We start from the raw sequence: 21090 nt of genomic DNA on the forward strand, positions 1-21090 counted from the left end.
CGCCCCCCGGGGGATGCAGTGCGATGCGGGAGAAGATCTTGGAGATCCGCTGAGGCCCTCCGGTCCGCCGGGGGCCTCCGGGTCTCAGCCCAGTTCCCTGATCAGTTCCGGGGTCAGGGACGGGAGGTTCACGCGGTCCGGGATCACCGTCACCGTGTCGCAGCCGACCCACTCGGCCGCCTCGCGCAGGGCGCGGGCCACCGCCGGGACCGCCTTGGGGCCGTCCAGGGTCACCTGGCGGGCCACGAGCGTCCGGCCCTCGCGGGCCGGGTCCACCCGGCCGACCAGGCGGCCGCCGGAGAGCACCGGCATCGCGAAGTAGCCGTGGATCCGCTTCTGCTTCGGCACGTACGCCTCCAGGCGGTGCGTGAAGCCGAAGATCCGCTCCGTGCGGGCCCGCTCCCAGATCAGCGAGTCGAACGGCGAGAGCAGCGTCGTGCGGTGCCGGCCGCGCGGCTCGGTCGCCAGGGCCGCCGGGTCCGCCCAGGCCGGCTTCCCCCAGCCCGCCACCGTCACCGGCACGAGCCCCGACGCCTCGACCACCGCGTCGAACTGCTCGCCCTTGAGCCGGTGGTAGTCGGCGATGTCCGCGCGCGTGCCCACACCGAGCGCCTCGCCCGCCTGCCGCACCAGGCGCCGCACGCACTCGGTGTCGTCCAGGTCGTCGTGGAGCAGCGCCCCGGGGATCGCCCGCTCGGCCAGGTCGTAGACCCGCTTCCAGCCGCGCCGCTCGACCACCACCACCTCGCCGTGCATCAGCGCCCGCTCCACGGCGATCTTGGAGTCGGACCAGTCCCACCACTCGCCCTTGTTCTTCGCGCCGCCCAGCTCGGTCGCCGTGCGCGGGCCCTCGTCCCGCAGCTGGGAGATCACCTTGTCGTACGCGCCGGGCGACAGCTCGTGGCCCCAGTGCGGGCGGCCGCGGTAGGCGCGCCTGCGGAAGGCGAAGAGCGGCCACTCCTCGACGGGCAGCACGCAGGCGGCGTGCGACCAGTACTCGAAGGCGTGCGTCCCCGTCCAGTACGCGTCCTCCACCGTCGTGCGGCCCACGGCGCCCAGGCGCGCGTACGGGATCAGCTCGTGCGAGCGGGCCAGGACCGAGATGGTGTCGAGCTGGACCTGGCCGAGGCTCCGCAGCACTCCGCGCACACCGGCGCGGCGGTCGGGCGCGCCCAGGAACCCCTGGGCGCGGAGCGCGATCCTGCGGGCTTCGTCGGCGGACAGTTCGGCGGCGGGGCGCGGCACAGACGTCATGGACCGCACCCTAGGCCCCGGCACTGACAGCGGGAGCGGGATCGCGTCAGGCCGCCGGGAGGTCGCGCGCGGGGAGGTACGGCAGGGGGCTGGGCAGGCCGAAGTCGGAGGGGAGCAGGGCGCCGACCCAGGCGTCCCGGAGCGTGCCCTTGTTGGGCAGGGCGGCGCGCTGGGTGCCCTCCATGACGAAGCCGACGCGCTCGGCCACCGCGCGCGAGCCGGTGTTGCCCACCTCGGCGCGCCACACCAGGCGCGTGCAGCCGAGGCCGGTGAAGGCCCAGTGGGCCAGGGCGCGGACGATCTCCGTCATGTAGCCGTGGCCGCGGTGGTCCGGGGCCAGCCAGTAGCCGACCTCCCAGGTGCCCAGGCCGCGGTCGTGCAGGGAGGCCGCGGCGAGCAGGGGGCCGCCGGCCAGCGGTTCGGCGACGAAGGGGTACTCGGTGTCCTCGCGCCAGCCGTCGGGGACCAGGCGGTTCAGGAAGAAGTCGGCGTCCTGGCGGGTGTAGGGGTCGGGGACGGTGGTCCAGCGGCGGATGGCGGGATCCTGGCAGATCGCGTACACGTCCTCGGCGTCGCCGGGGGTGGGGTTGCGCAGCCGCAGCCGGTCGGTGGTGAGGGTGATCGGTTCCATGGAGGGATTGTGGTGACCGGCCGGTGCCGAAGCGAACACTTTTCGGATGGGGCGGCACCTTCCGCCCGCCTCGTGCGTTCTCATTCCGGGCGTGCGTACGGCTCCGGCACTGCGGGCCTCCCTGTGCGGGGGCGGTCTCGCTTACGATGGCCGTTGCGGTGGGGACCACCTGCCGTGCCCGCGCTCGTGTCCATGACAAGACCTAGTGCCAGGCCCGACCGGCAAGGAGACCAGCCTCAGTGTCCGTCTTCAACAAGCTCATGCGTGCAGGCGAAGGCAAGATCCTGCGCAAACTGCACCGCATCGCGGACCAGGTCAACTCCATCGAAGAGGACTTCGTCAACCTCTCCGACGCCGAGTTGAGGGCGCTCACCGACGAGTACAAGCAGCGGTACGCCGACGGTGAGAGCCTCGACGACCTGATGCCCGAGGCCTTCGCGACGGTGCGCGAGGCCGCCAAGCGCGTCCTCGGCCAGCGCCACTACGACGTCCAGCTGATGGGCGGCGCCGCCCTCCACCTCGGGTACGTCGCCGAGATGAAGACCGGTGAGGGCAAGACCCTCGTCGGCACCCTCCCGGCGTACCTCAACGCGCTCTCCGGCAAGGGCGTGCACCTGATCACGGTCAACGACTACCTGGCCGAGCGCGACTCCGAGCTCATGGGCCGGGTCCACCGCTTCCTCGGCCTGAACGTCGGCTGCATCCTCGCCAACATGACGCCGGCCCAGCGCCGCGAGCAGTACGGCTGCGACATCACCTACGGCACGAACAACGAGTTCGGCTTCGACTACCTCCGCGACAACATGGCGTGGTCCAAGGACGAGCTCGTCCAGCGCGGCCACAACTTCGCCTGTGTCGACGAGGTCGACTCCATCCTCGTCGACGAGGCCCGTACGCCGCTGATCATCTCCGGCCCCGCCGACCAGGCCACCAAGTGGTACGGCGACTTCGCCAAGCTGGTCACCCGCCTCACCAAGGGCGAGCCCGGCAACCAGCTCAAGGGCATCGAGGAGACCGGCGACTACGAGGTCGACGAGAAGAAGCGCACCGTCGCCATCCACGAGGCGGGCGTCGCCAAGGTCGAGGACTGGCTGGGCATCGACAACCTCTACGAGTCGGTGAACACCCCGCTCGTCGGCTACCTGAACAACGCCATCAAGGCGAAGGAACTGTTCAAGAAGGACAAGGACTACGTCGTCATCGACGGCGAGGTCATGATCGTCGACGAGCACACCGGCCGCATCCTCGCCGGCCGCCGCTACAACGAGGGAATGCACCAGGCGATCGAGGCGAAGGAGGGGGTGCAGATCAAGGACGAGAACCAGACGCTCGCCACGATCACCCTCCAGAACTTCTTCCGCCTGTACGACAAGCTGTCCGGCATGACCGGTACGGCCATGACCGAGGCCGCCGAGTTCCACCAGATCTACAAGCTCGGCGTCGTCCCGATCCCGACGAACAAGCCGATGATCCGCAAGGACCAGTCGGACCTGATCTACCGGACCGAGGTCGCGAAGTTCGCCGCCGTCGTCGACGACATCGCGGAGAAGCACGAGAAGGGCCAGCCGATCCTGGTCGGCACGACCTCCGTCGAGAAGTCCGAGTACCTCTCGCAGCAGCTCTCCAAGCGCGGCATCCAGCACGAGGTGCTCAACGCCAAGCACCACGAGCGCGAGGCCAGCATCGTCGCCCAGGCCGGCCGCCGCGGCGCCGTCACCGTCGCCACGAACATGGCGGGACGCGGTACGGACATCAAGCTCGGCGGCAACCCGGACGACCTCGCCGAGGCCGAGCTGCGCCAGGCGGGCTTGGACCCGGTCGAGCACGTCGAGGAGTGGGCCGCGGCCCTGCCCGGCGCCCTGGAGCGGGCCGAGAAGGCCGTGAAGGCGGAGTTCGAGGAGGTCAAGGACCTCGGCGGGCTGTACGTCCTGGGCACCGAGCGCCACGAGTCCCGTCGTATCGACAACCAGCTCCGCGGCCGCTCCGGCCGTCAGGGCGACCCGGGCGAGTCCCGCTTCTACCTCTCGCTCGGCGACGACCTGATGCGCCTGTTCAAGGCGCAGATGGTGGAGCGCGTGATGGCCATGGCCAACGTGCCGGACGACGTGCCGATCGAGAACAAGATGGTCACCCGCGCCATCGCCTCCGCGCAGTCCCAGGTCGAGACCCAGAACTTCGAGACCCGCAAGAACGTCCTGAAGTACGACGAGGTCCTCAACCGGCAGCGCGAGGTCATCTACGGCGAGCGCCGGCGCGTCCTGGAGGGCGAGGACCTGCGCGAGCAGATCCAGCACTTCATGGACGACACGATCGACGACTACATCCGCCAGGAGACCGCCGAGGGCTTCGCGGAGGAGTGGGACCTCGACCGCCTGTGGAACGCCTTCAAGCAGCTCTACCCGGTGAAGGTCACCGTGGAGGACCTGGAGGACGCGGCCGGGGACCGGGCGGGCATCACCGCCGAGTTCATCGCCGAGTCCATCAAGGACGACATCCACGAGCAGTACGACGCCCGTGAGAAGCAGCTCGGCTCGGAGATCATGCGCGAGCTGGAGCGGCGCGTGGTCCTGTCGGTCCTGGACCGCAAGTGGCGCGAGCACCTCTACGAGATGGACTACCTCCAGGAGGGCATCGGCCTGCGCGCCATGGCGCAGAAGGACCCGCTGGTCGAGTACCAGCGCGAGGGCTTCGACATGTTCACCGCCATGATGGAGGGCATCAAGGAGGAGTCCGTCGGCTACCTGTTCAACCTGGAGGTCCAGGTCGAGCAGCAGGTCGAGGAGGTCCCGGTGCAGGCGCCCTCGCTCGACAAGAGCGACGCGGTGCCGGCCGGTGCCGGGCGTCCGGAGATCCGCGCCAAGGGGCTCGACGCCCCGCAGCGGCCGGACCGGCTGCACTTCTCCGCGCCGACCGTGGACGGCGACGGCGGGGTCGTCGAGGGCGACTTCTCCTCCGGCGAGCCGGACTCCGGCGACGGGCTGACCCGTGCGGAGCGGCGCAAGGCGCAGAAGAACGCGGGCGGCGGGCGTCGCCGCAAGAAGTGACGCGCTGAGCCTTCGGCGCGGGAGGGGCCGTTCACCCGGTGGGGTGGGCGGCCCCTCCGCCGTCATGTGCGGTGGGCGGCGGTCGCGCCCAGCCCGTCGAGCTCCACGGCCGCGCAGCGCCAGCGCTGGTCCGCGCCGCGCTCGAGCCGGAACGCCATCGCCCGGACGCGGGCGCCGGTGGCGACGGTCGCGAAGGCCTCGACGGCGCCCTGCGCGGGGTGCGCCTGGACCGAGCAGCGGCGCAGGACCGGCCGGGGGCCGAGCGAGCGCAGAGGCGTCTCCGGGGCGAGCCGGACGAGCTGCTCGTACGCCTCGCCGAGGGTGTGACCGAGCATCCAGTGCACCGGCCGCTCCCCGCTCAGGACGGCGAGCAGCCGCTCGGCGAAGACGGTGTGCGGGGGGAGCGCGCGGGGCGCCCCGCGCTCGGGCGTACGGGGCCGGACCCCGGCGGCCCCGCGCGGCCGGGTCCCGGCGGGGCCACCGGGGGCGGTACGGGGGCGCGGAGTGCGGGGGCGACGGGTGGCGGCGCCGCCGGGGGCGGGCGCCTGGGCCGGGACCGTGGCGGGACCGGTGGCTGTGGCTGTCGAGGAGGCGGAGGCCGGGGCTGTGGCCGGGACGGCCGGAGGTGCGGCCATGACGGTGGCGGGCAGGGCCGTTACGGAGACGGTGACCGGAGCCGGAGCCGGAGCCGGAGGCGTGGGGGTGGGCGCGGGGGCCGTGGTCAGGGCCTCGGCAGGCCCGCCGACCGGGGTGAGAGAGACGGTGGTCGGGGTCGTGGCGGGGCCGCCGACCGGGGTCGGAGAGGGAGCGGTCGGGGTCGTGGCGAGGCCGGCGGCCGGGGTCGGAGCCCTGTCGGGCCCCGTGGCCGTAGCCGGGCCGGTGGCCGTCGCGGCCGTGCCCCGGGGCGTCGCGGGTCCAACGGTCCCCGGCGTCGCGGGTCCGGCGGTCCCCGGCGTCGTGGTCGGCGGCGTGAGCGTCGTGGTCATGGTGAGCCCCTGTCGTTGCGTAACCGAGTGGTACCGGTCGGTAACTTCCGTTGGGGATCTTGTACGGCGGGGGCCCGGGGCGCCGCAAGGGGACCCCCGTCCCGGGGTGGGGCGGAGGGAGATCACCTATCCGGGTGACGGGGTCGGAAATCGGCTCTCCGGAGGTCCCGCGTACGGGCGCGGGGGGTGGACGGACGGCTCGTTCGGCCCGCCGCCCCGAAGGGGGACTCCGCACGTATCCTGAGGATCTCTCCCTCTACGAAAGCGGCCAGCCGATGCGCGTCTACGTCCCCCTGACCCTCCCCGGTCTCGCACAGGCGCACAAGGCGGGCGAGCTGGGCCCCGGCCCGCTGACCGCCTACGCCGTCACCCCCGTGCTGCGCGAGTGGTACGTCTCCGACGACATCGAGGAGCTGGAGTACGCGGCGCTCGGCCGGGCCGCCGCCGCCTCCCTGCGCCTGCTCGCCGCCGACCCCGGGGCGCCCCGGCGCCGGATCGTCGTCGCCGTCGACGTGGCCGACGAGGACGCGGCCACGGACCCCGACCGCGGGCTCGACGCCGGTTCGATCGGCGAGGTCCGGATCGCCGGACCCGTACCGCTGGCCAAGGCCGCGGCCGTGCACGCCGACGCGGACGACGCCGAGGCGGACGTCAGGGCGGCGGCGGACGCGCTGGGCGCGGCGGACCTCGGCGACGACGACGCGCGGTTCACCGTGGACGGGGCCGAGGACCACGAACTGCTGTGGTTCGGGGTGCAGGAGATCCCCGGGCTGCTGGGCTGAGGGTCACGGGAGGATCCCAAGAGGGCTCCGCACTCTTCGCCGCCCGGGGCGACGGGTACCGTCCTTCCATGGGGAAGCACGGAAAACACCTGGTCTGGGACTGGAACGGCACGCTGCTCGACGACATCGACGCCGTCATCGGGGCGACGAACGCCGCCTTCGCCGAACTGGGACTCGAACCGCTCACGCTGGAGCGGTACCGCGAGCTGTACATGGTGCCGGTGCCGAAGTTCTACGAGCGGCTCATGGGGCGGCTGCCCACCGACGCCGAGTGGACCCTCATGGACGGCGTCTTCCACCGGCACTACTGGGAGCGCGCCGAGAACTGCGGCCTGACCCTCGGCGCCGCCGAACTGCTCGCCGCGCGCCAGGCGTCCGGCTTCACGCAGTCGCTCCTCTCGCTCGCCCCGCACGCCGACCTCGTGCCCCTCGTGCGGCGGCACGGGATCGCGGAGCGGTTCCTGCGCATGGACGGGCGGACCGACACCTCCACGGACGGGAAGTCCGGGCACATGGTGCGCCACCTGGCCGCCCTGGAGGGCGTCCTGCCCGAGCGGGTGGTCGTCATCGGCGACGCGGCGGACGACGCGCTCGCCGCCGCGCACGTCGGGGCCAAGGCCGTGCTCTACACCGGCGGCTCGCACAGCCGCGCCTCCCTGGAGCGGGTGGGGGTGCCGGTGGTCGACTCCCTCGCGGAGGCGGTCGCCGTGGCGGAGGAGCTGGTCTAGGGCCTCCCCGGCCATGATCCGCCGGACAGGCCCCAGCCCCTCCGCCGACGATCCGCCGGACAGGCCCCAGACCCTCCGCCGACGGGTTTCCCCGGCGTCAGCCCCGCGACCCGAGCACCTTCAGGAACTCCCTCATCCAGACCGGGTGGTCCGGCCACGCCCGCGAGGAGACGAGCAGGCCGTCCACCACGGCCGCCGTGTCCTGGAAGGACGCCCCGGCCGCCTGCATGTCGAGCTCCAGGGCCGGGTAGGCCGTGACCCGGCGGCCCTCCAGGCTGCCGGTCGCCGCCGTCAGGAGCGGGCCGTGGCAGATCTGCGCGACCGGCTTGTCCGCGTCGAAGAAGGCCTTGAGGATCTTGCGGAGCTCCGGATCGTTCCGCAGGTACTCCGGCGCCCGGCCGCCCGGGATCACCACCGCCGCGTACGCCCCCGGGTCGACCTCCGAGAACGCCAGGTCGGCGGGCCAGGTGTAGCCGGGCTTCTCGGTGTACGTGTCGAAGCCGGGCTCGAAGTCGTGGACCACGAACCGCAGCGTCTTGCGGGCCGGAGCCGCGATGTCGACCTCGTACCCCTCCTCCAGGAGGCGTTGGTAGGGGTACAGCACCTCCAGCGACTCCGCCGCGTCGCCGGTCACGATCAGGATCCTCGCCATGGCTCTCCCCGCTCACAGAAGTCGGATGCCGTGCCCTGAGGACATGTGTCGCTGTCCATAACGTCAAACTTCCACCCCCTCTTTTGTACACATACGGCTCATGACGGTTCGGGGGTCGGGAGCGATAGGCTTTCCGACGTGATCAGCGCGATACGCCGAGGGGGCAGTGAAGCCCCCGGCTGCCGCCCGACCCGCTCCGGCGGCCGGGCCGACCGTGCGTGTGCCGATCCCCTTCGCCCGGGCGGGCCGCGACCGGCGGCCGTAGACGACCCGGGCATCTCTCATCCGGGCATGACGCCGCCTTTCGCGGAAACACGACGCAGGGGCGCCGTGCCCTTCCTTCCACCGATGCCGCGCAACGGCGCGCGGCCAGGAGTCAGAGGACATGCAGACCAAGCTGGACGAAGCCAAGGCCGAGCTGCTCGAAAGGGCCGCCCGGGTAGCTGAGCACAGCCCGGTCGGGGGGCGACTTCCGACGGGGCCGGACGGTGCGGGCCGACGCCCGGACGGCGACAGCGTGCTCGAATACCTCCAGCGCTACTACCTGCACACCGCGCCCGAGGACCTGTCCGACCGCGACCCGGTCGACGTCTTCGGCGCCGCCCTCTCCCACTACCGCCTCGCGGAGAACCGCCCGCAGGGCACGGCGAACGTGCGCGTCCACACCCCGACGGTCGAGGAGAACGGCTGGACCAGCAGCCACTCCGTCGTCGAGGTCGTCACCGACGACATGCCCTTCCTCGTCGACTCGGTGACCAACGAGCTGTCCCGCCAGGGCCGCGGCATCCACGTCGTCATCCACCCCCAGGTCCTCGTCCGCCGTGACGTCACCGGCCGCCTCATCGAGGTCCTGTCGGCCCAGATCCACGGCGAGCTGCCGCACGACGCGCTCACCGAGTCCTGGATCCACGTCGAGATCGACCGCGAGACCGACCGCGCCGACCTCAAGCAGATCACCGCCGACCTGGTGCGCGTCCTGTCCGACGTCCGCGAGACGGTCGAGGACTGGGAGAAGATGCGCGACGCCGCGCTGCGCATCGCGGACGGCCTCGCCGACGAGCCCACCGCCTCCGACCTGCGCCCGACCGAGGTGGAGGAGGCCCGCGAGCTGCTGCGCTGGCTCGCCGACGACCACTTCACCTTCCTCGGCTACCGCGAGTACGAGCTCGTCGACGGCGACGCCCTGTCCGCCGTGCCCGGCACCGGCCTCGGCATCCTGCGCTCCGACCCGCGCCACTCCGGCGACGACGAGGGCCACCACGCCCACCCCGTGTCGCCCTCCTTCAGCCGGCTGCCCGCCGACGCCCGCGCCAAGGCCCGCGAGCACAAGCTGCTGATCCTGACGAAGGCCAACAGCCGGGCGACCGTGCACCGGCCCTCGTACCTCGACTACATCGGCGTGAAGAAGTTCGACGCCGCGGGCAACGTCGTCGGCGAGCGCCGCTTCCTCGGCCTCTTCTCCTCGGCCGCCTACACCGAGTCCGTCCGCCGCGTCCCGGTCGTCAAGCGCAAGGTCCAGGAGGTCCTGGCGGGCGCCGGATTCTCCCCGAACAGCCACGACGGCCGCGACCTGCTCCAGATCCTGGAGACCTACCCGCGCGACGAGCTCTTCCAGACCCCGGCCGACCAGCTCCAGGCCGTCGTCACCAGCGTCCTCTACCTCCAGGAGCGGCGCCGGCTGCGGCTCTACCTGCGCCAGGACGAGTACGGCCGCTACTACTCGGCCCTCGTCTACCTGCCGCGCGACCGCTACACCACCCGCGTCCGGCTGCGGATCATCGACATCCTGAAGGAGGAGCTCGGCGGCACCAGCGTCGACTTCACCGCCTGGAACACCGAGTCGATCCTCTCCCGGCTGCACTTCGTCGTCCGCGTCGAGCCCGGCACCGAGCTGGCCAAGCTCACCGACGCCGACGTCGAGCGCATCGAGGCCCGGCTCGCCGAGGCCGCCCGCTCCTGGTCCGACGGCTTCGGCGAGGCGCTCAACGCCGAGCTGGGCGAGGAGCGCGCCGCCGAGCTGCTGCGCCGCTACGGCAACGCCTTCCCCGAGGGCTACAAGGCCGACCACTCGCCCCGCGCGGCCGTCTCCGACCTGGTCCACCTGGAGGCCCTCGCCGACAGCGAGAAGGACTTCTCGCTCTCCCTGTACGAGCCGGTCCTCGCGGGCCCCGGCGAGCGCCGCTTCAAGATCTACAAGACCGGCGACCAGATCTCCCTCTCCGCCGTCCTGCCGGTCCTCAACCGGCTCGGCGTCGAGGTCACCGACGAGCGCCCCTACGAGCTGCGCTGCGCCGACCGCACCCACGCCTGGATCTACGACTTCGGCCTGCGGCTCCCGGCGACCAACGGCAGCGGCGTCACCCTGGGCGACGACGCCCGCGAGCGCTTCCAGGAGGCCTTCGCCGCCACCTGGACCGGCGAGGCCGAGAACGACGGCTTCAACTCCCTGGTCCTCTCCGCCGGGCTCAACTGGCGCGAGGCGATGGTGCTGCGCGCCTACGCCAAGTACCTGCGCCAGGCCGGCGCGACCTTCAGCCAGGACTACATGGAGGACACCCTCCGCAACAACGTCCACACCACCCGGCTGCTCGTCAACCTCTTCGAGGCCCGGATGGCGCCGGAGCGCCAGCGCGCCGGCACCGAGCTGATCGACGCGCTCCTCGAAGAGCTGGACGCCGCCCTCGACCAGGTCGCGAGCCTGGACGAGGACCGCATCCTGCGCTCCTTCCTCACCGTCATCAAGGCCACCCTGCGGACGAACTTCTTCCAGACCACCGAGAGCGGGAAGCCGCACTCCTACGTGTCGATGAAGTTCGACCCGCAGGCCATCCCCGAGCTGCCGGCCCCGCGCCCCGCCTTCGAGATCTGGGTGTACTCGCCCCGCGTCGAGGGCGTCCACCTGCGCTTCGGCAAGGTGGCCCGCGGCGGTCTGCGCTGGTCCGACCGGCGCGAGGACTTCCGCACCGAGATCCTCGGCCTGGTCAAGGCGCAGATGGTGAAGAACACCGTCATCGTGCCCGTCGGCGCCAAGGGCGGCTTCGTCGCCAAGCAGCTCCCGGACCCGACCGCGGACCGGGACGCCTGGCTGGCCGAGGGCATCGCCTCGTACAAGACGTTCATCTCGGCCCTGCTCGACATCACCGACAACCTGGTCGCGGGCGAGGTCGTGCCGCCGGTCGACGTGGTCCGCCACGACGAGGACGACACCTACCTGGTCGTCGCCGCCGACAAGGGCACCGCGACCTTCTCCGACATCGCCAACGGGGTCGCGGAGGCGTACGGCTTCTGGCTCGGCGACGCGTTCGCCTCCGGCGGCTCGGCCGGCTACGACCACAAGGGCATGGGCATCACCGCCCGGGGCGCCTGGGAGTCCGTCAAGCGGCACTTCCGCGAGCTGGGCCACGACACCCAGACCGAGGACTTCCGCGTCGTCGGCGTCGGCGACATGTCCGGCGACGTCTTCGGCAACGGAATGCTGCTCTCCGAGCACATCCGCCTGGTCGCCGCCTTCGACCACCGGCACATCTTCCTGGACCCGAACCCCGACGCGGCCGTCTCGTACGCCGAGCGCCGCCGCCTCTTCGAGCTGCCCCGCTCCTCCTGGGCCGACTACGACACCTCGCTGCTCTCCGCGGGCGGCGGCGTCCACCCCCGCAGCGCCAAGTCGATCCCGGTCAACGCGCAGGTCAGGGCCGCCCTCGGCATCGAGGACGGGATCACCAAGATGACCCCGGCCGAGCTGATGAAGGCGATCCTGCAGTCGCCCGTCGACCTGCTGTGGAACGGCGGCATCGGCACGTACGTCAAGTCCTCGGCCGAGTCGAACGCCGACGTCGGCGACAAGGCCAACGACGCCATCCGCGTCGACGGCCAGGACGTCCGCGCGAAGGTGATCGGCGAGGGCGGCAACCTCGGCGCGACCCAGCTGGGCCGCATCGAGTTCGCCCGCACCGGCGGCCCCGCGGGCGAGGGCGGCAAGGTCAACACCGACGCCATCGACAACAGCGCCGGCGTCGACACCTCCGACCACGAGGTCAACATCAAGATCCTGCTGAACGGGCTCGTCGCCGAGGGCGACATGACCGTCAAGCAGCGCAACAAGATCCTCGCGGAGATGACCGACGAGGTCGGCACGCTCGTCCTGCGCAACAACTACGCGCAGAACACGGCCCTGGCCAACGCCGTCGCCCAGTCGCCTTCCCTGCTCCACGCCCACCAGCGGTTCATGCGCCGCCTGGGCCGCGACGGGGCCCTCGACCGCTCCCTGGAGTTCCTGCCCAACGACCGGCAGATCCGCGAACTCCTCAACAACGGCAAGGGCCTGAGCCAGCCGGAGCTCGCCGTCCTCCTCGCGTACACCAAGATCACGGTGGCCGACGAGCTGATCGGCACGGAGCTGCCGGACGACCCGTACCTGACCGGGCTGCTCCACGCGTACTTCCCGACGCTGCTGCGCGAGCGGTTCACCGAGGCCGTCGACGGCCACCCGCTGCGGCGCGAGATCGTCACCACCGTCCTGGTCAACGACACCGTCAACGCCGGCGGTTCGACCTTCCTGCACCGCCTCCGCGAGGAGACCGGCGCGTCGATCGAGGAGATCGTCCGGGCGCAGACCGCCGCCCGCGTCGTCTTCCGCCTCGGCCAGGTCTGGGACGCCGTCGAGGCCCTCGACAACGTGGTGCCGGCCGAGATCCAGACCCGGATGCGGCTGCACGCGCGCCGGCTCGTCGAGCGCGGCACGCGCTGGCTGCTCAACAACCGGCCGCAGCCGCTCCGGCTCACCGAGACCATCGAGTTCTTCGCCGAGCGCGTCGAGGAGGTCTGGTCGCGGCTGCCGGAGCTGCTGCGCGGCGCGGACCTGGAGTGGTACCGGTCGATCCTGGACGAGCTGACCGGGTTCGGCGTGCCGGAGGAGCTCGCCCGGCGGGTCGCCGGCTTCTCCTCCGCCTTCCCGGCGCTCGACATCGTCGCGATCGCGGACCGGACGGGCACGGACCCGCTCGCGGTGGCCGAGGTCTACTACGACCTGGCCGACCGGCTGCGGATCACCGACCTGATGGACCGGATCATCGAGCTGCCGCGCGACGACCGCTGGCAGTCGATGGCCCGCGCCTCGATCCGCGAGGACCTGTTCGCGGCGCACGCGGCGCTCACGCAGGACGTCCTGACGGCGGGCGGCGCCGACGCCGGACCGGAGGAGCGGTTCAAGGCCTGGGAGGAGCGCAACGCGGCGATCCTGGGCCGCGCGCGGACGACCCTGGAGGAGATCCAGGGCTCGGACACCTTCGACCTGGCGAACCTGTCGGTGGCGATGCGGACGATGCGCACGCTGCTGCGCTCGCACAGCTAGGACGTCGAGGACGTACGCGTACGAGGGGCCCCGCCGGAGGAACGAGACCGGCGGGGCCCCTCGCCGTTCCCCCTACTCCTCCGGCGCGGCGGCGACCGTCGAGGTCCACAGGCGGCGGGCGGCGAGCAGGGCGGCGGCGAGCAGCAGGCCGTTGCGGAGCACCATCACGGCGAGGCCCGTGGGGGTGCCGTCGATGACGTCGAAGTAGAGGACGGGGTACGCGAGCGCGCTCAGCGCCGCCGCCGGGAGGAGCAGCAGCGCCACCGGCCGCATCACGGTGTCCCGGGAGGTCAGGCAGACGGCGGCCAGTCCCAGCAGCCAGATCATGTACTGGGGGCTGATCACCCGGCTGGTGACGGTGAACAGCAGGACGGCGGCGAAGGCCGTGTCCAGCGGGGTGGCGGGGGTCCAGCGGTGGGCCCGGACGCGCCAGAGGACCAGCCAGGCCAGGGCGAGGACGGTGAACAGCAGGGCGAGGTGGCCGAGGGTGGAGACGTACGGGCCGACGTACTCCAGGGCGCCGTAACGGAACTCGACCTTCCCCGGCCAGACGCCGGCGGACCGGGCGAGCGCGAGGGCGGTGCCGCCCAGGGACTCGATCTGGATGCCCCGGTTGCCCTGCTGGCGCAGGAAGCCGAGCGACTCGGAGAAGAAGAGCGCGAGGGTCGCGAGGAGCGCGACGGCGGTGACGGCGGCGGCGGTCCACGCCTCCCGGGTGGTCCGGCCCCGGGGCGTGCCGAGGAGGGCGAGGGCCGGCCACACCTTGACCATCGCCCCGATCCCGGCGAGCGCCCCGCCGAGCTGGTGGGCGGTGGTCGTCCGGGCGGTGACGGCGAGCAGGGCGAGGACGGCGAGGGCGGTGGTCTGGACGTCGTACCGGGCGAGGGGGAGGTGGAGGAGGAGCGGGAGGCCGCAGACCCAGATCCAGGCGCCGTGGGTGAGGCGCGCGCCGTCGGCGCGGGCGAGGGCGAGGGTGACGACCGCGTCGGCGAGGAGGGTGAGGGTGACGAAGGCCTGGAAGTAGGTGAGCCAGGGGAGGGCGCCCGGGGACATGATCACGAGCCCGGCCCCCGGCGGGTACTGCCAGGTGGCGTCGCCGGGCGGGAAGGTGCCCGTGACGAACTGCCCGTACCAGTGCTCGTAGAGCGCCACCTCGCGGGCCACCCCGCCGATGCCGAGGTCGTCGCGGAGGAGCAGCAGGAGCATCCCGGCCCGGGTGAGGAGCCAGACGGCGGCGAGCGCGAGCCGGGGGCCGCTGCCGACCGTGACGAAGGTGGCGGAGGTGAAGGTGTCCGACGCGAAGGGGGAGCGGGTGAGGGCGGGGGGTTCGGTGCCGGCGGGACGCGCGGCGCCGGCCGGGGGCCCGGACGCGGGGGAGCCCGGGGGTGCGGTGCCGGCCGGGTGGGGGGTCTGCGGCTGATCGTTCGTCACCCCACCGCACTTTAGACCGTAATGTCGTTTTTGCCGGTGGTCTTCGCCCCTGACGCGACGAACTCCTCGTACGCCGCCACCACCTCCCGCGCGGGGCCGTCCATCCGGAGCGTTCCCGCCTCCAGCCACAGGGCGCGCTCGCAGGTCTCCGCGACGGTGGAGTGCGAGTGGCTGACCAGGAGGACCGTTCCGGCCTCCGCCCGCAGCTCCTCGATCCGCCGCCTGCTGCGGCGGCGGAAGCGGGCGTCGCCGGTGGCCAGGGCCTCGTCGATCAGCAGGACGTCGTGGCTCCTCGCGGCGGCGATGGAGAAGCGCAGCCGGGCGCCCATTCCGGAGGAGTACGTCCGCATCGGGCGGGAGATCGCGTCGTCCTTCTCGTTGACGCCGGAGAAGTCGACGATCCCGTCGTAGCGCTCGCGGACCTCCGTACGGCTCATGCCCATGGCGAGGCCGCCGAGGACGACGTTCCGCTCGCCCGTCAGGTCGTTCATCAGGACCGCGTCGACGCCGAGGAGGGCGGGGCGGCCGTGGGTGTAGATCCGGCCCCGGTCGACGGGCAGGAGCCCCGCGACGGCCTTCAGGAGGGTGGACTTCCCGGATCCGTTCGAGCCGATCAGGCCGATCGCCTCGCCCCGGTACGCGACGAAGTCGACTCCCTTGACGGCGTGGACCCGGGTCGTGGCCGGGGCCCTCCGCCATCGTCCGCGTTCCCTTCCCTCTCCGTGTCCGTGTCCATGTCCGTGCACGGTGTACGTGAGGTGGACGCCGTCGACGACGACGGTCGGGATCCTCTCGTCCTCGCGGGTCTCAGCCACGGCCGTACGCCTCCTCCGCCTTCCAGAACCAGATGAAGCCGCCCGCGAAGGACAGCAGGGCCCAGCCTGCGGCGAGCGCCCAGACATGCGGCGGCAGCCGGTCCGCCGTGTGGCTCCCGATCAGGGCGAAGCGCATGAGGTCGATGTAGACCGCCGCCGGGTTGCAGCGGAGGGCGAGCACCACGCCCTCGGGGAGGCGCCCGCCGCCCGCCAGGTTCTGGATCGACCACATGGCGCCCGAGGCGTACATCCAGGTGCGGAGCGCGAACGGCATCAGCTGGCCGACGTCCGGGGTGCGGGCCGCGAGACGGGCCAGGGCGAGCGCCGCGCCCGTGTTGAACAGGGTCTGGCAGGCGAGCGCGGGGACGGCGAGCAGCCAGCTCGGGGTGGGGAACTGGCCGCAGCAGAGCAGGATCACGACGAGCGCGGCGAGCGAGAGCAGGAACTGCTGGAGCTGCTGGAGGGCGAGCGAGAGCGGCAGGCTCGCGCGCGGGAAGTGCAGGGCGCGGACCAGGCCGAGGTTGCCGCTGATCGCCCGGGTGCCGGCCATGAGCGTGTTGGAGGTGAAGGTCCACACGAAGACGCCGGTGATCAGGAAGGGGACGTAGTCGGGGACGCCGTGCTTGGCGTTCATGAACACGCCGAAGATCAGGTAGTAGACGGCCGCGTTGAGCAGCGGGGTCGCCAGCTGCCAGAGCTGGCCGAGACGGGCCTGGCTGTACTGGGCGGTCAGCCGGGCGGTCGCGAAGGCGGCGACGAAGTCGCGGCGGGACCAGAGCTGCCGGACGTACTCCGTCAGCGGGGGACGGGCCCCGCTGACGGTCAGTCCGTGCCGGAGGGCGAGCGCGCGGAGGTCCTCGGGGGGAGGGGCGGCGGTCCGTGACGGGAGTGGCGCGAGGGCGGCGGTCATGGGCGGGCTTTCGGGGTGGGGCCTGCGCCGGGTGCCGGATGCGGCCGACGTCTGCGGTGCGGGCTCGGGTGGTCGGTGGGGCCGGGTGTGGAGTGCGGCGGCTCCGGTGGGCGTGCGGTGCGGCCCGGTCCGGTCGGCGGCACGGGGGCTCGCCACGACGGAACGGGTCCGTATCGTCGCTACGGGGACAGTAGGACGCCCGGCGACGGAACGCAACCGTATCGTCGTGACGTCGCCGTTGGTTAGGATGCCGTCCATGACCGAACCGACCCCCCGCCGCACGCCCGCCGGAGCCGCCGTGCTCCGCGAGGACGTGACCGAGGCCATCCGCGCCGCCGTCTTCGAGGAGCTCGCGGCCGTCGGCTTCGCCCGGATGTCCATCGAGGGGATCGCGCGCCGCGCGGGCGTCGGCAAGACCGCCGTCTACCGGCGCTGGAAGTCCAAGCTCTCCCTCGTCCTCGACCTCGTCGGCGCCTTCGCCGCCCAGGGCCTGCCGGTGCCCGCCACCGGCTCCCTGCACGGGGACGTGCGCGCCCTCCTGGAGGTGGCCGCGCAGGCCCTGAGCCACCCGGTCGCCTCCCGGGTCGTCCCCGACCTCCTCGTCGAGGCCGCCCGGCACCCCGAGATCGCCGACGCCGTCAAGGCCGCGCTGCTCGACGGACAGCAGGGCGTCGTCGCCCGGATCGTCCGCGAGGCCGTCGCGCGCGGCGAACTCCCCGAGGGGGCCGACCCGGACCGGGCCCTCGACCTGGTCGCCGGGCCGCTGTACTGGCGCCTGGTCGTCGTCCGTACCCCGCTGCCCCCGGGGTACGTCGACGACCTCGCGCGCTCGGCGGTGGCGGCGCTCACGGGCTGACCCCGCGAAGAGGGGTCACTTCACCGCGCCCGCCATCACCCCCGACGCGAACTGGCGCTGGAACGCGAAGAACACCAGCAGCGGTATCACCATCGACAGGAACGCGCCCGGTGCGAGCACGTCCACGTTGTTGCCGAACTGCCGGACCTGCTGCTGGAGCGCCACCGTGATCGGCGGTGACTGCGAGTCCGCGAAGATCAGGGCGATCAGCATGTCGTTCCAGACCCAGAGGAACTGGAAGATGCCGAGCGAGGCGATCGCCGGGCCGCCGAGCGGCAGCACCACCCGGGTGAACAGCCGGATCTCGCCCGCCCCGTCGAGCCGCGCCGCCTCCAGGAGCTCGCGCGGGATCTCCGCGAAGAAGTTCCGCAGCAGGAAGATCGCGAACGGCAGGCCGAAGGCCGTGTGGAAGAGGACCACCCCGGCGGTCGTCTCGAACAGCCCGACCACCCCGAACAGCTTCGACACCGGCACCAGGGCGACCTGCACCGGCACCACCAGCAGGGCCACCACGCCCAGGAACCACCAGTCCCGGCCCGGGAACTCCAGCCACGCGAACGCGTACCCGGCGAACGAGCCGATCACCAGGACGAGCAGCGTGGCCGGGACGGTGATCAGGACGGTGTTGAGCAGGGAGCCGGTGATCGTGTCGTTCGCGAGCAGGTGCGCGTAGTTCTCCGTGGTCAGCCGGGCCGGCGCCGCGAACACCTCCCACCAGCCGCTCGCCGCGATGTCGGACGGCGAGCGGAGTGAGGAGAGCAGCAGCCCGACCGTCGGCAGCAGCCAGAACAGGCCCGCCAGGACGAGGAAGACCCGGACCGCGCCGGACGCGGCCGCGGACGCGAGCCGCGCCGCCGGGGAGCGGGAGGGACGGGTCGGCCGGACGTCGGTCGTGCTCATCGGCGGGCCTCCCTGCGCATACGGCGGATGTTGAGGACCATCACCGGGACCACGAGCAGGAGCAGCAGGACGGCGATGGCCGAGCCGACCCCCAGGTCCGCGTCCGTGCCGAAGGACGAGCGGTACAGCTGGAGCGCGAGTACGTTCGCGTCGTCCTGCGCCGAGCCCGGCGCGATCACGAAGACCAGGTCGAAGATCTTGAGCACGTTGATCATCAGGGTGACGAGGACGACCGCGAGGACCGGCGCCAGGAGCGGCACCGTGATCCGGCGGAACACCTGCCACTCGTTCGCCCCGTCCACCCGCGCCGCTTCGAGCAGCTCGCGCGGCACGGCCGCGAGCCCCGCCCCGATGAGCACCATCGCGAACCCGGCCCACATCCACACGTACGCCCCGATGATCGCGGGCGTGACGAGCGACGGGCCCAGCCACTCGACGCCGTTGTACTGCTCCCGGAAGTTGCTCGCGGGCAGCCGCAGCACGGCCCCGTCCGCGCGGTCGGCGGGCAGGGCGAACGTGCCGTCGGCCGCCGCCGTCGCCGTCGCGACCACCTTCCCGTCCCGTACGGCCTCGATCCGCAGCCCCGCGAGACCCCGCTCGGCCGGGTCGACCTCGTTCGGCCGCCCGCCGCCGCCCCGGGTGAAGTCCAGCCAGGCCGTGCCGGTGATCGTGCCCGGATCCGTGCCGGCCGGCGGCGCGGCCGGGCGCGCGCCCTCCGGCATCTGCGCCGGCGCCACCCCGACCAGCGGGAGCCGTACGGGCTGCCCGGCCCGCACCGGTTCCTTCGTCACGAACGCGCCGTCCCCGGCCGCCTTCAGCGGGTGCACGGGCAGCGGCCGGGCCTTCGGGAAGACCGAGGACTCGGCGAAGGTGTCGTGGACGCCAACCCAGACCGCGTTCGCGACGCCCCGGTCCGGGTCCTGCTCGTACACCAGCCGGAAGATGATCCCGGCGGCCAGCATCGAGATCGCCATCGGCATGAAGACGAGCAGCTTGAACGCCGTTCCCCAGCGGACGCGTTCGGTCAGGACCGCGAAGACCAGGCCGAGGGCGGTGGCGACCGCGGGGGCCACCACCAGCCAGACCAGGTTGTTCTTCACGGCGGTGCGGAGCGAGTCGTCGGTGAACAGGGCCAGGTAGTTGTCGAGGCCGACGAAGGAGGAGCCGGAGCGGTCGAAGAACGAGCGCTGGACGGAGTACCCGATCGGGTAGACGACGAGCGCGCCGAGCAGGAGCAGGGCGGGCAGCAGGAACCCCGCCGCCACGGCCCGGCTCCGCCCCCCGTCCCTTCGGGTCCCCTTCGTTCCGGTCGTGCTCCTCGCGCGCGTGGCGGTGGGGGAGGACATGACCGGCCTCAGCCCTTCGCGGCGGCCCGGTACGCCTTCGCCGCGTCCGCCTCCAGGCGCGCCTGGGTCCCGGCGATGTCCTTCGGGTTCTTCAGGAAGTCCTGGAGCGCCTTCCACTCGCCCTTGCCGGGCGTCCCGCCGAACGACTGCGGCATCTGGTCCGACATGTCGAACCGGAAGTCGTCACCGGCGCCGATCAGCGCCTCGGCGATCTCGCGCTGGACGTCGTTCGGGTACGCCGCCGGGTCCAGGTTCTTGTTCGGCGAGAGGAAGCCGCCCGCGCCCGCCCAGATCTTCGCCGCGTCCGGGGAGGCCAGGAAGGCGAGGAGCGCCTGCGCGCCCTTGGTGTCCTTGAGGGCCACGGCCGCGTCGCCGGCCGTCACCACGGGCACGGTCCCGGCGTCCCCGACCTTCGGGAAGGGGAACACCTTCGCGTCCGTGCCGATCTTCGCCTCGGTCTGGGCGATGTTGACGGCGGCGAAGTCGCCCTCGTAGACCATCGCGCCCTTCGGCTCGGCCCCGCCGGTGAAGGTCTGGGTGACCGAGGCCGGGTACTCCGTCTGCAGCGCGCCGCTCGTTCCGCCCGCGAGCAGCGACGGCTTGCCGAACAGCTCGGCGAGCGTGGTCAGGGCGGCGGTGACGGACGGGTCCGTCCACTTGATCTCGTGCTTCGCCAACTGGTCGTACTTCTCCGGGCCCGCCTGGGAGAGGTAGACGTTCTCGAACCAGTCGGTGAGGGTCCAGCCGTCCGCGCCGCCGACCGAGACCGGCGTGACGCCGGACGCCGATATCGTCTCGGCGGTGGTCAGGAACTCCTTCCAGGTCTTCGGCTCGGTGGCGCCCGCGTTCTCGAAGACGGCCGTGTTGTACCAGACCAGGGACTTGTTGGCGGCCTTGAAGTAGACGCCGTACTGGGTGCCGTCCACCGCGCCCAGCTCCTGCCAGCCGCGCGAGTAGTTCGCGGCCAACTGGGCCTTGGCCTCCGGGCCGACCGGCTTGAGCCACTTCTGGGCGGCGGCCTGCTGGATCGCGCCCACCTGCGGGAGCATCGCCACGTCGGGCGGGGAGCCGCCCGCGATCTTCGTGCCGAGGAAGTTCACGATCGGGTCCTGGGCGGGCACGAACGTCACGGTCGCGCCGGTCCGCTTCTCGAACTCCTTCAGGACCTTGGTGAAGTTCTCCTGCTCCGGACCCGTCCAGACGGCCGCGACCTCGATCTTCTCCCCCTTCAGGGGGAGTTCGCCGGTCGGTTTCGCCTCGGGGTCCTTCGCACCCCCGTCGCCGCAGCCCGCGAGGGCGAGCGCGGCGAGCGCCGTGAGTGCCGTGAAGGTCACGGCGGCCTTGCGTGGACGAAGAGTTGTACGCATCGCTGCCCCGTCTCTTTCGTGCGCTGAGCTGTCCCGTG

Annotated in this window: 15 protein-coding genes; 5 read left to right on the plus strand and 10 right to left on the minus strand. The window is 72.3% G+C overall.

The window, feature by feature from the left end:
• Positions 1–84: 84 nt before the first annotated feature.
• The gene (locus ACIQVI_RS07290; RefSeq protein WP_403592359.1) at positions 85–1254 is read right to left on the minus strand and encodes a winged helix-turn-helix domain-containing protein; all 1170 of its coding nucleotides are present in this window, start codon (positions 1252–1254) and stop codon (positions 85–87) included.
• Positions 1255–1300: 46 nt separating this feature from the next.
• A complete protein-coding gene (locus tag ACIQVI_RS07295) occupies positions 1301–1885 on the minus strand; it encodes a GNAT family N-acetyltransferase (protein ID WP_403592361.1) in 585 nt (194 codons plus the stop codon).
• Between the two features lie 239 nt (positions 1886–2124).
• Here ACIQVI_RS07295 and secA point away from each other — a divergent pair, with 239 nt between their 5' ends.
• Positions 2125–4929 (plus strand): preprotein translocase subunit SecA, encoded by a 2805-nt coding sequence (secA, locus tag ACIQVI_RS07300; RefSeq protein WP_403592364.1) that lies wholly within the window; start codon positions 2125–2127, stop codon positions 4927–4929.
• Positions 4930–4991: 62 nt separating this feature from the next.
• Here secA and ACIQVI_RS07305 read toward each other — a convergent pair whose 3' ends face one another.
• Positions 4992–5915 carry an Rv3235 family protein gene (locus ACIQVI_RS07305; RefSeq protein WP_403592367.1) on the minus strand — a complete coding sequence of 308 codons (924 nt, stop codon included), beginning with the start codon at positions 5913–5915 and terminating at the stop codon, positions 4992–4994.
• Positions 5916–6190: 275 nt separating this feature from the next.
• Here ACIQVI_RS07305 and ACIQVI_RS07310 point away from each other — a divergent pair, with 275 nt between their 5' ends.
• Both ACIQVI_RS07310 and ACIQVI_RS07315 read left to right on the plus strand, forming a co-directional pair.
• The gene (locus ACIQVI_RS07310) at positions 6191–6697 is read left to right on the plus strand and encodes a DUF6912 family protein (RefSeq protein ID WP_121832670.1); all 507 of its coding nucleotides are present in this window, start codon (positions 6191–6193) and stop codon (positions 6695–6697) included.
• Positions 6698–6765: 68 nt separating this feature from the next.
• Positions 6766–7425 (plus strand): HAD family hydrolase, encoded by a 660-nt coding sequence (locus ACIQVI_RS07315; RefSeq protein ID WP_351971627.1) that lies wholly within the window; start codon positions 6766–6768, stop codon positions 7423–7425.
• Positions 7426–7522: 97 nt separating this feature from the next.
• On the opposite strand, the gene ACIQVI_RS07320 is transcribed toward ACIQVI_RS07315, so the two are convergent.
• Positions 7523–8077: a DJ-1/PfpI family protein gene (locus ACIQVI_RS07320; RefSeq protein WP_121832668.1), complete on the minus strand. Its 555-nt coding sequence runs from the start codon at positions 8075–8077 to the stop codon at positions 7523–7525.
• Between the two features lie 385 nt (positions 8078–8462).
• On the opposite strand from ACIQVI_RS07320, the gene ACIQVI_RS07325 reads away from it, so the two are divergent.
• Positions 8463–13427 (plus strand): NAD-glutamate dehydrogenase, encoded by a 4965-nt coding sequence (locus tag ACIQVI_RS07325; protein WP_403592371.1) that lies wholly within the window; start codon positions 8463–8465, stop codon positions 13425–13427.
• Between the two features lie 72 nt (positions 13428–13499).
• Here ACIQVI_RS07325 and ACIQVI_RS07330 read toward each other — a convergent pair whose 3' ends face one another.
• The 3 genes from ACIQVI_RS07330 to ACIQVI_RS07340 are packed head-to-tail and all read right to left on the minus strand — an operon-like array spanning position 13500 to position 16583.
• Positions 13500–14858 (minus strand): glycosyltransferase 87 family protein, encoded by a 1359-nt coding sequence (locus ACIQVI_RS07330; protein WP_403592374.1) that lies wholly within the window; start codon positions 14856–14858, stop codon positions 13500–13502.
• Between the two features lie 11 nt (positions 14859–14869).
• Positions 14870–15673: an ABC transporter ATP-binding protein gene (locus ACIQVI_RS07335; RefSeq protein WP_403592377.1), complete on the minus strand. Its 804-nt coding sequence runs from the start codon at positions 15671–15673 to the stop codon at positions 14870–14872.
• The gene (locus tag ACIQVI_RS07340) at positions 15666–16583 is read right to left on the minus strand and encodes an ABC transporter permease (RefSeq protein ID WP_403592380.1); all 918 of its coding nucleotides are present in this window, start codon (positions 16581–16583) and stop codon (positions 15666–15668) included. The genes ACIQVI_RS07335 and ACIQVI_RS07340 overlap by 8 nt, the downstream gene beginning before the upstream one ends.
• 256 nt (positions 16584–16839) lie before the next feature.
• Here ACIQVI_RS07340 and ACIQVI_RS07345 point away from each other — a divergent pair, with 256 nt between their 5' ends.
• On the plus strand, positions 16840–17439 hold the full coding sequence (locus ACIQVI_RS07345) for a TetR/AcrR family transcriptional regulator (RefSeq protein ID WP_403592383.1): 600 nt from the start codon (positions 16840–16842) through the stop codon (positions 17437–17439).
• Between the two features lie 15 nt (positions 17440–17454).
• Here ACIQVI_RS07345 and ACIQVI_RS07350 read toward each other — a convergent pair whose 3' ends face one another.
• From ACIQVI_RS07350 to ACIQVI_RS07360, 3 genes are read right to left on the minus strand one after another with little or no spacing between them, the layout of a single operon-like run.
• Positions 17455–18339: a carbohydrate ABC transporter permease gene (locus ACIQVI_RS07350; RefSeq protein WP_403592386.1), complete on the minus strand. Its 885-nt coding sequence runs from the start codon at positions 18337–18339 to the stop codon at positions 17455–17457.
• Positions 18336–19685, minus strand: a complete 1350-nt coding sequence (locus tag ACIQVI_RS07355; protein ID WP_351971624.1) for a sugar ABC transporter permease — start codon at positions 19683–19685, stop codon at positions 18336–18338. Before ACIQVI_RS07355 ends, ACIQVI_RS07350 begins: the two co-directional genes overlap by 4 nt.
• 8 nt (positions 19686–19693) lie before the next feature.
• Positions 19694–21052, minus strand: coding sequence for an ABC transporter substrate-binding protein (locus tag ACIQVI_RS07360; protein ID WP_403592390.1), 1359 nt, complete (start codon positions 21050–21052; stop codon positions 19694–19696).
• Between the last annotated feature and the right edge of the window lie 38 nt (positions 21053–21090).

Origin of the sequence: Streptomyces sp. NPDC098101, from assembly GCF_044760185.1 — a bacterium.
Lineage (GTDB): Bacteria > Actinomycetota > Actinomycetes > Streptomycetales > Streptomycetaceae > Streptomyces.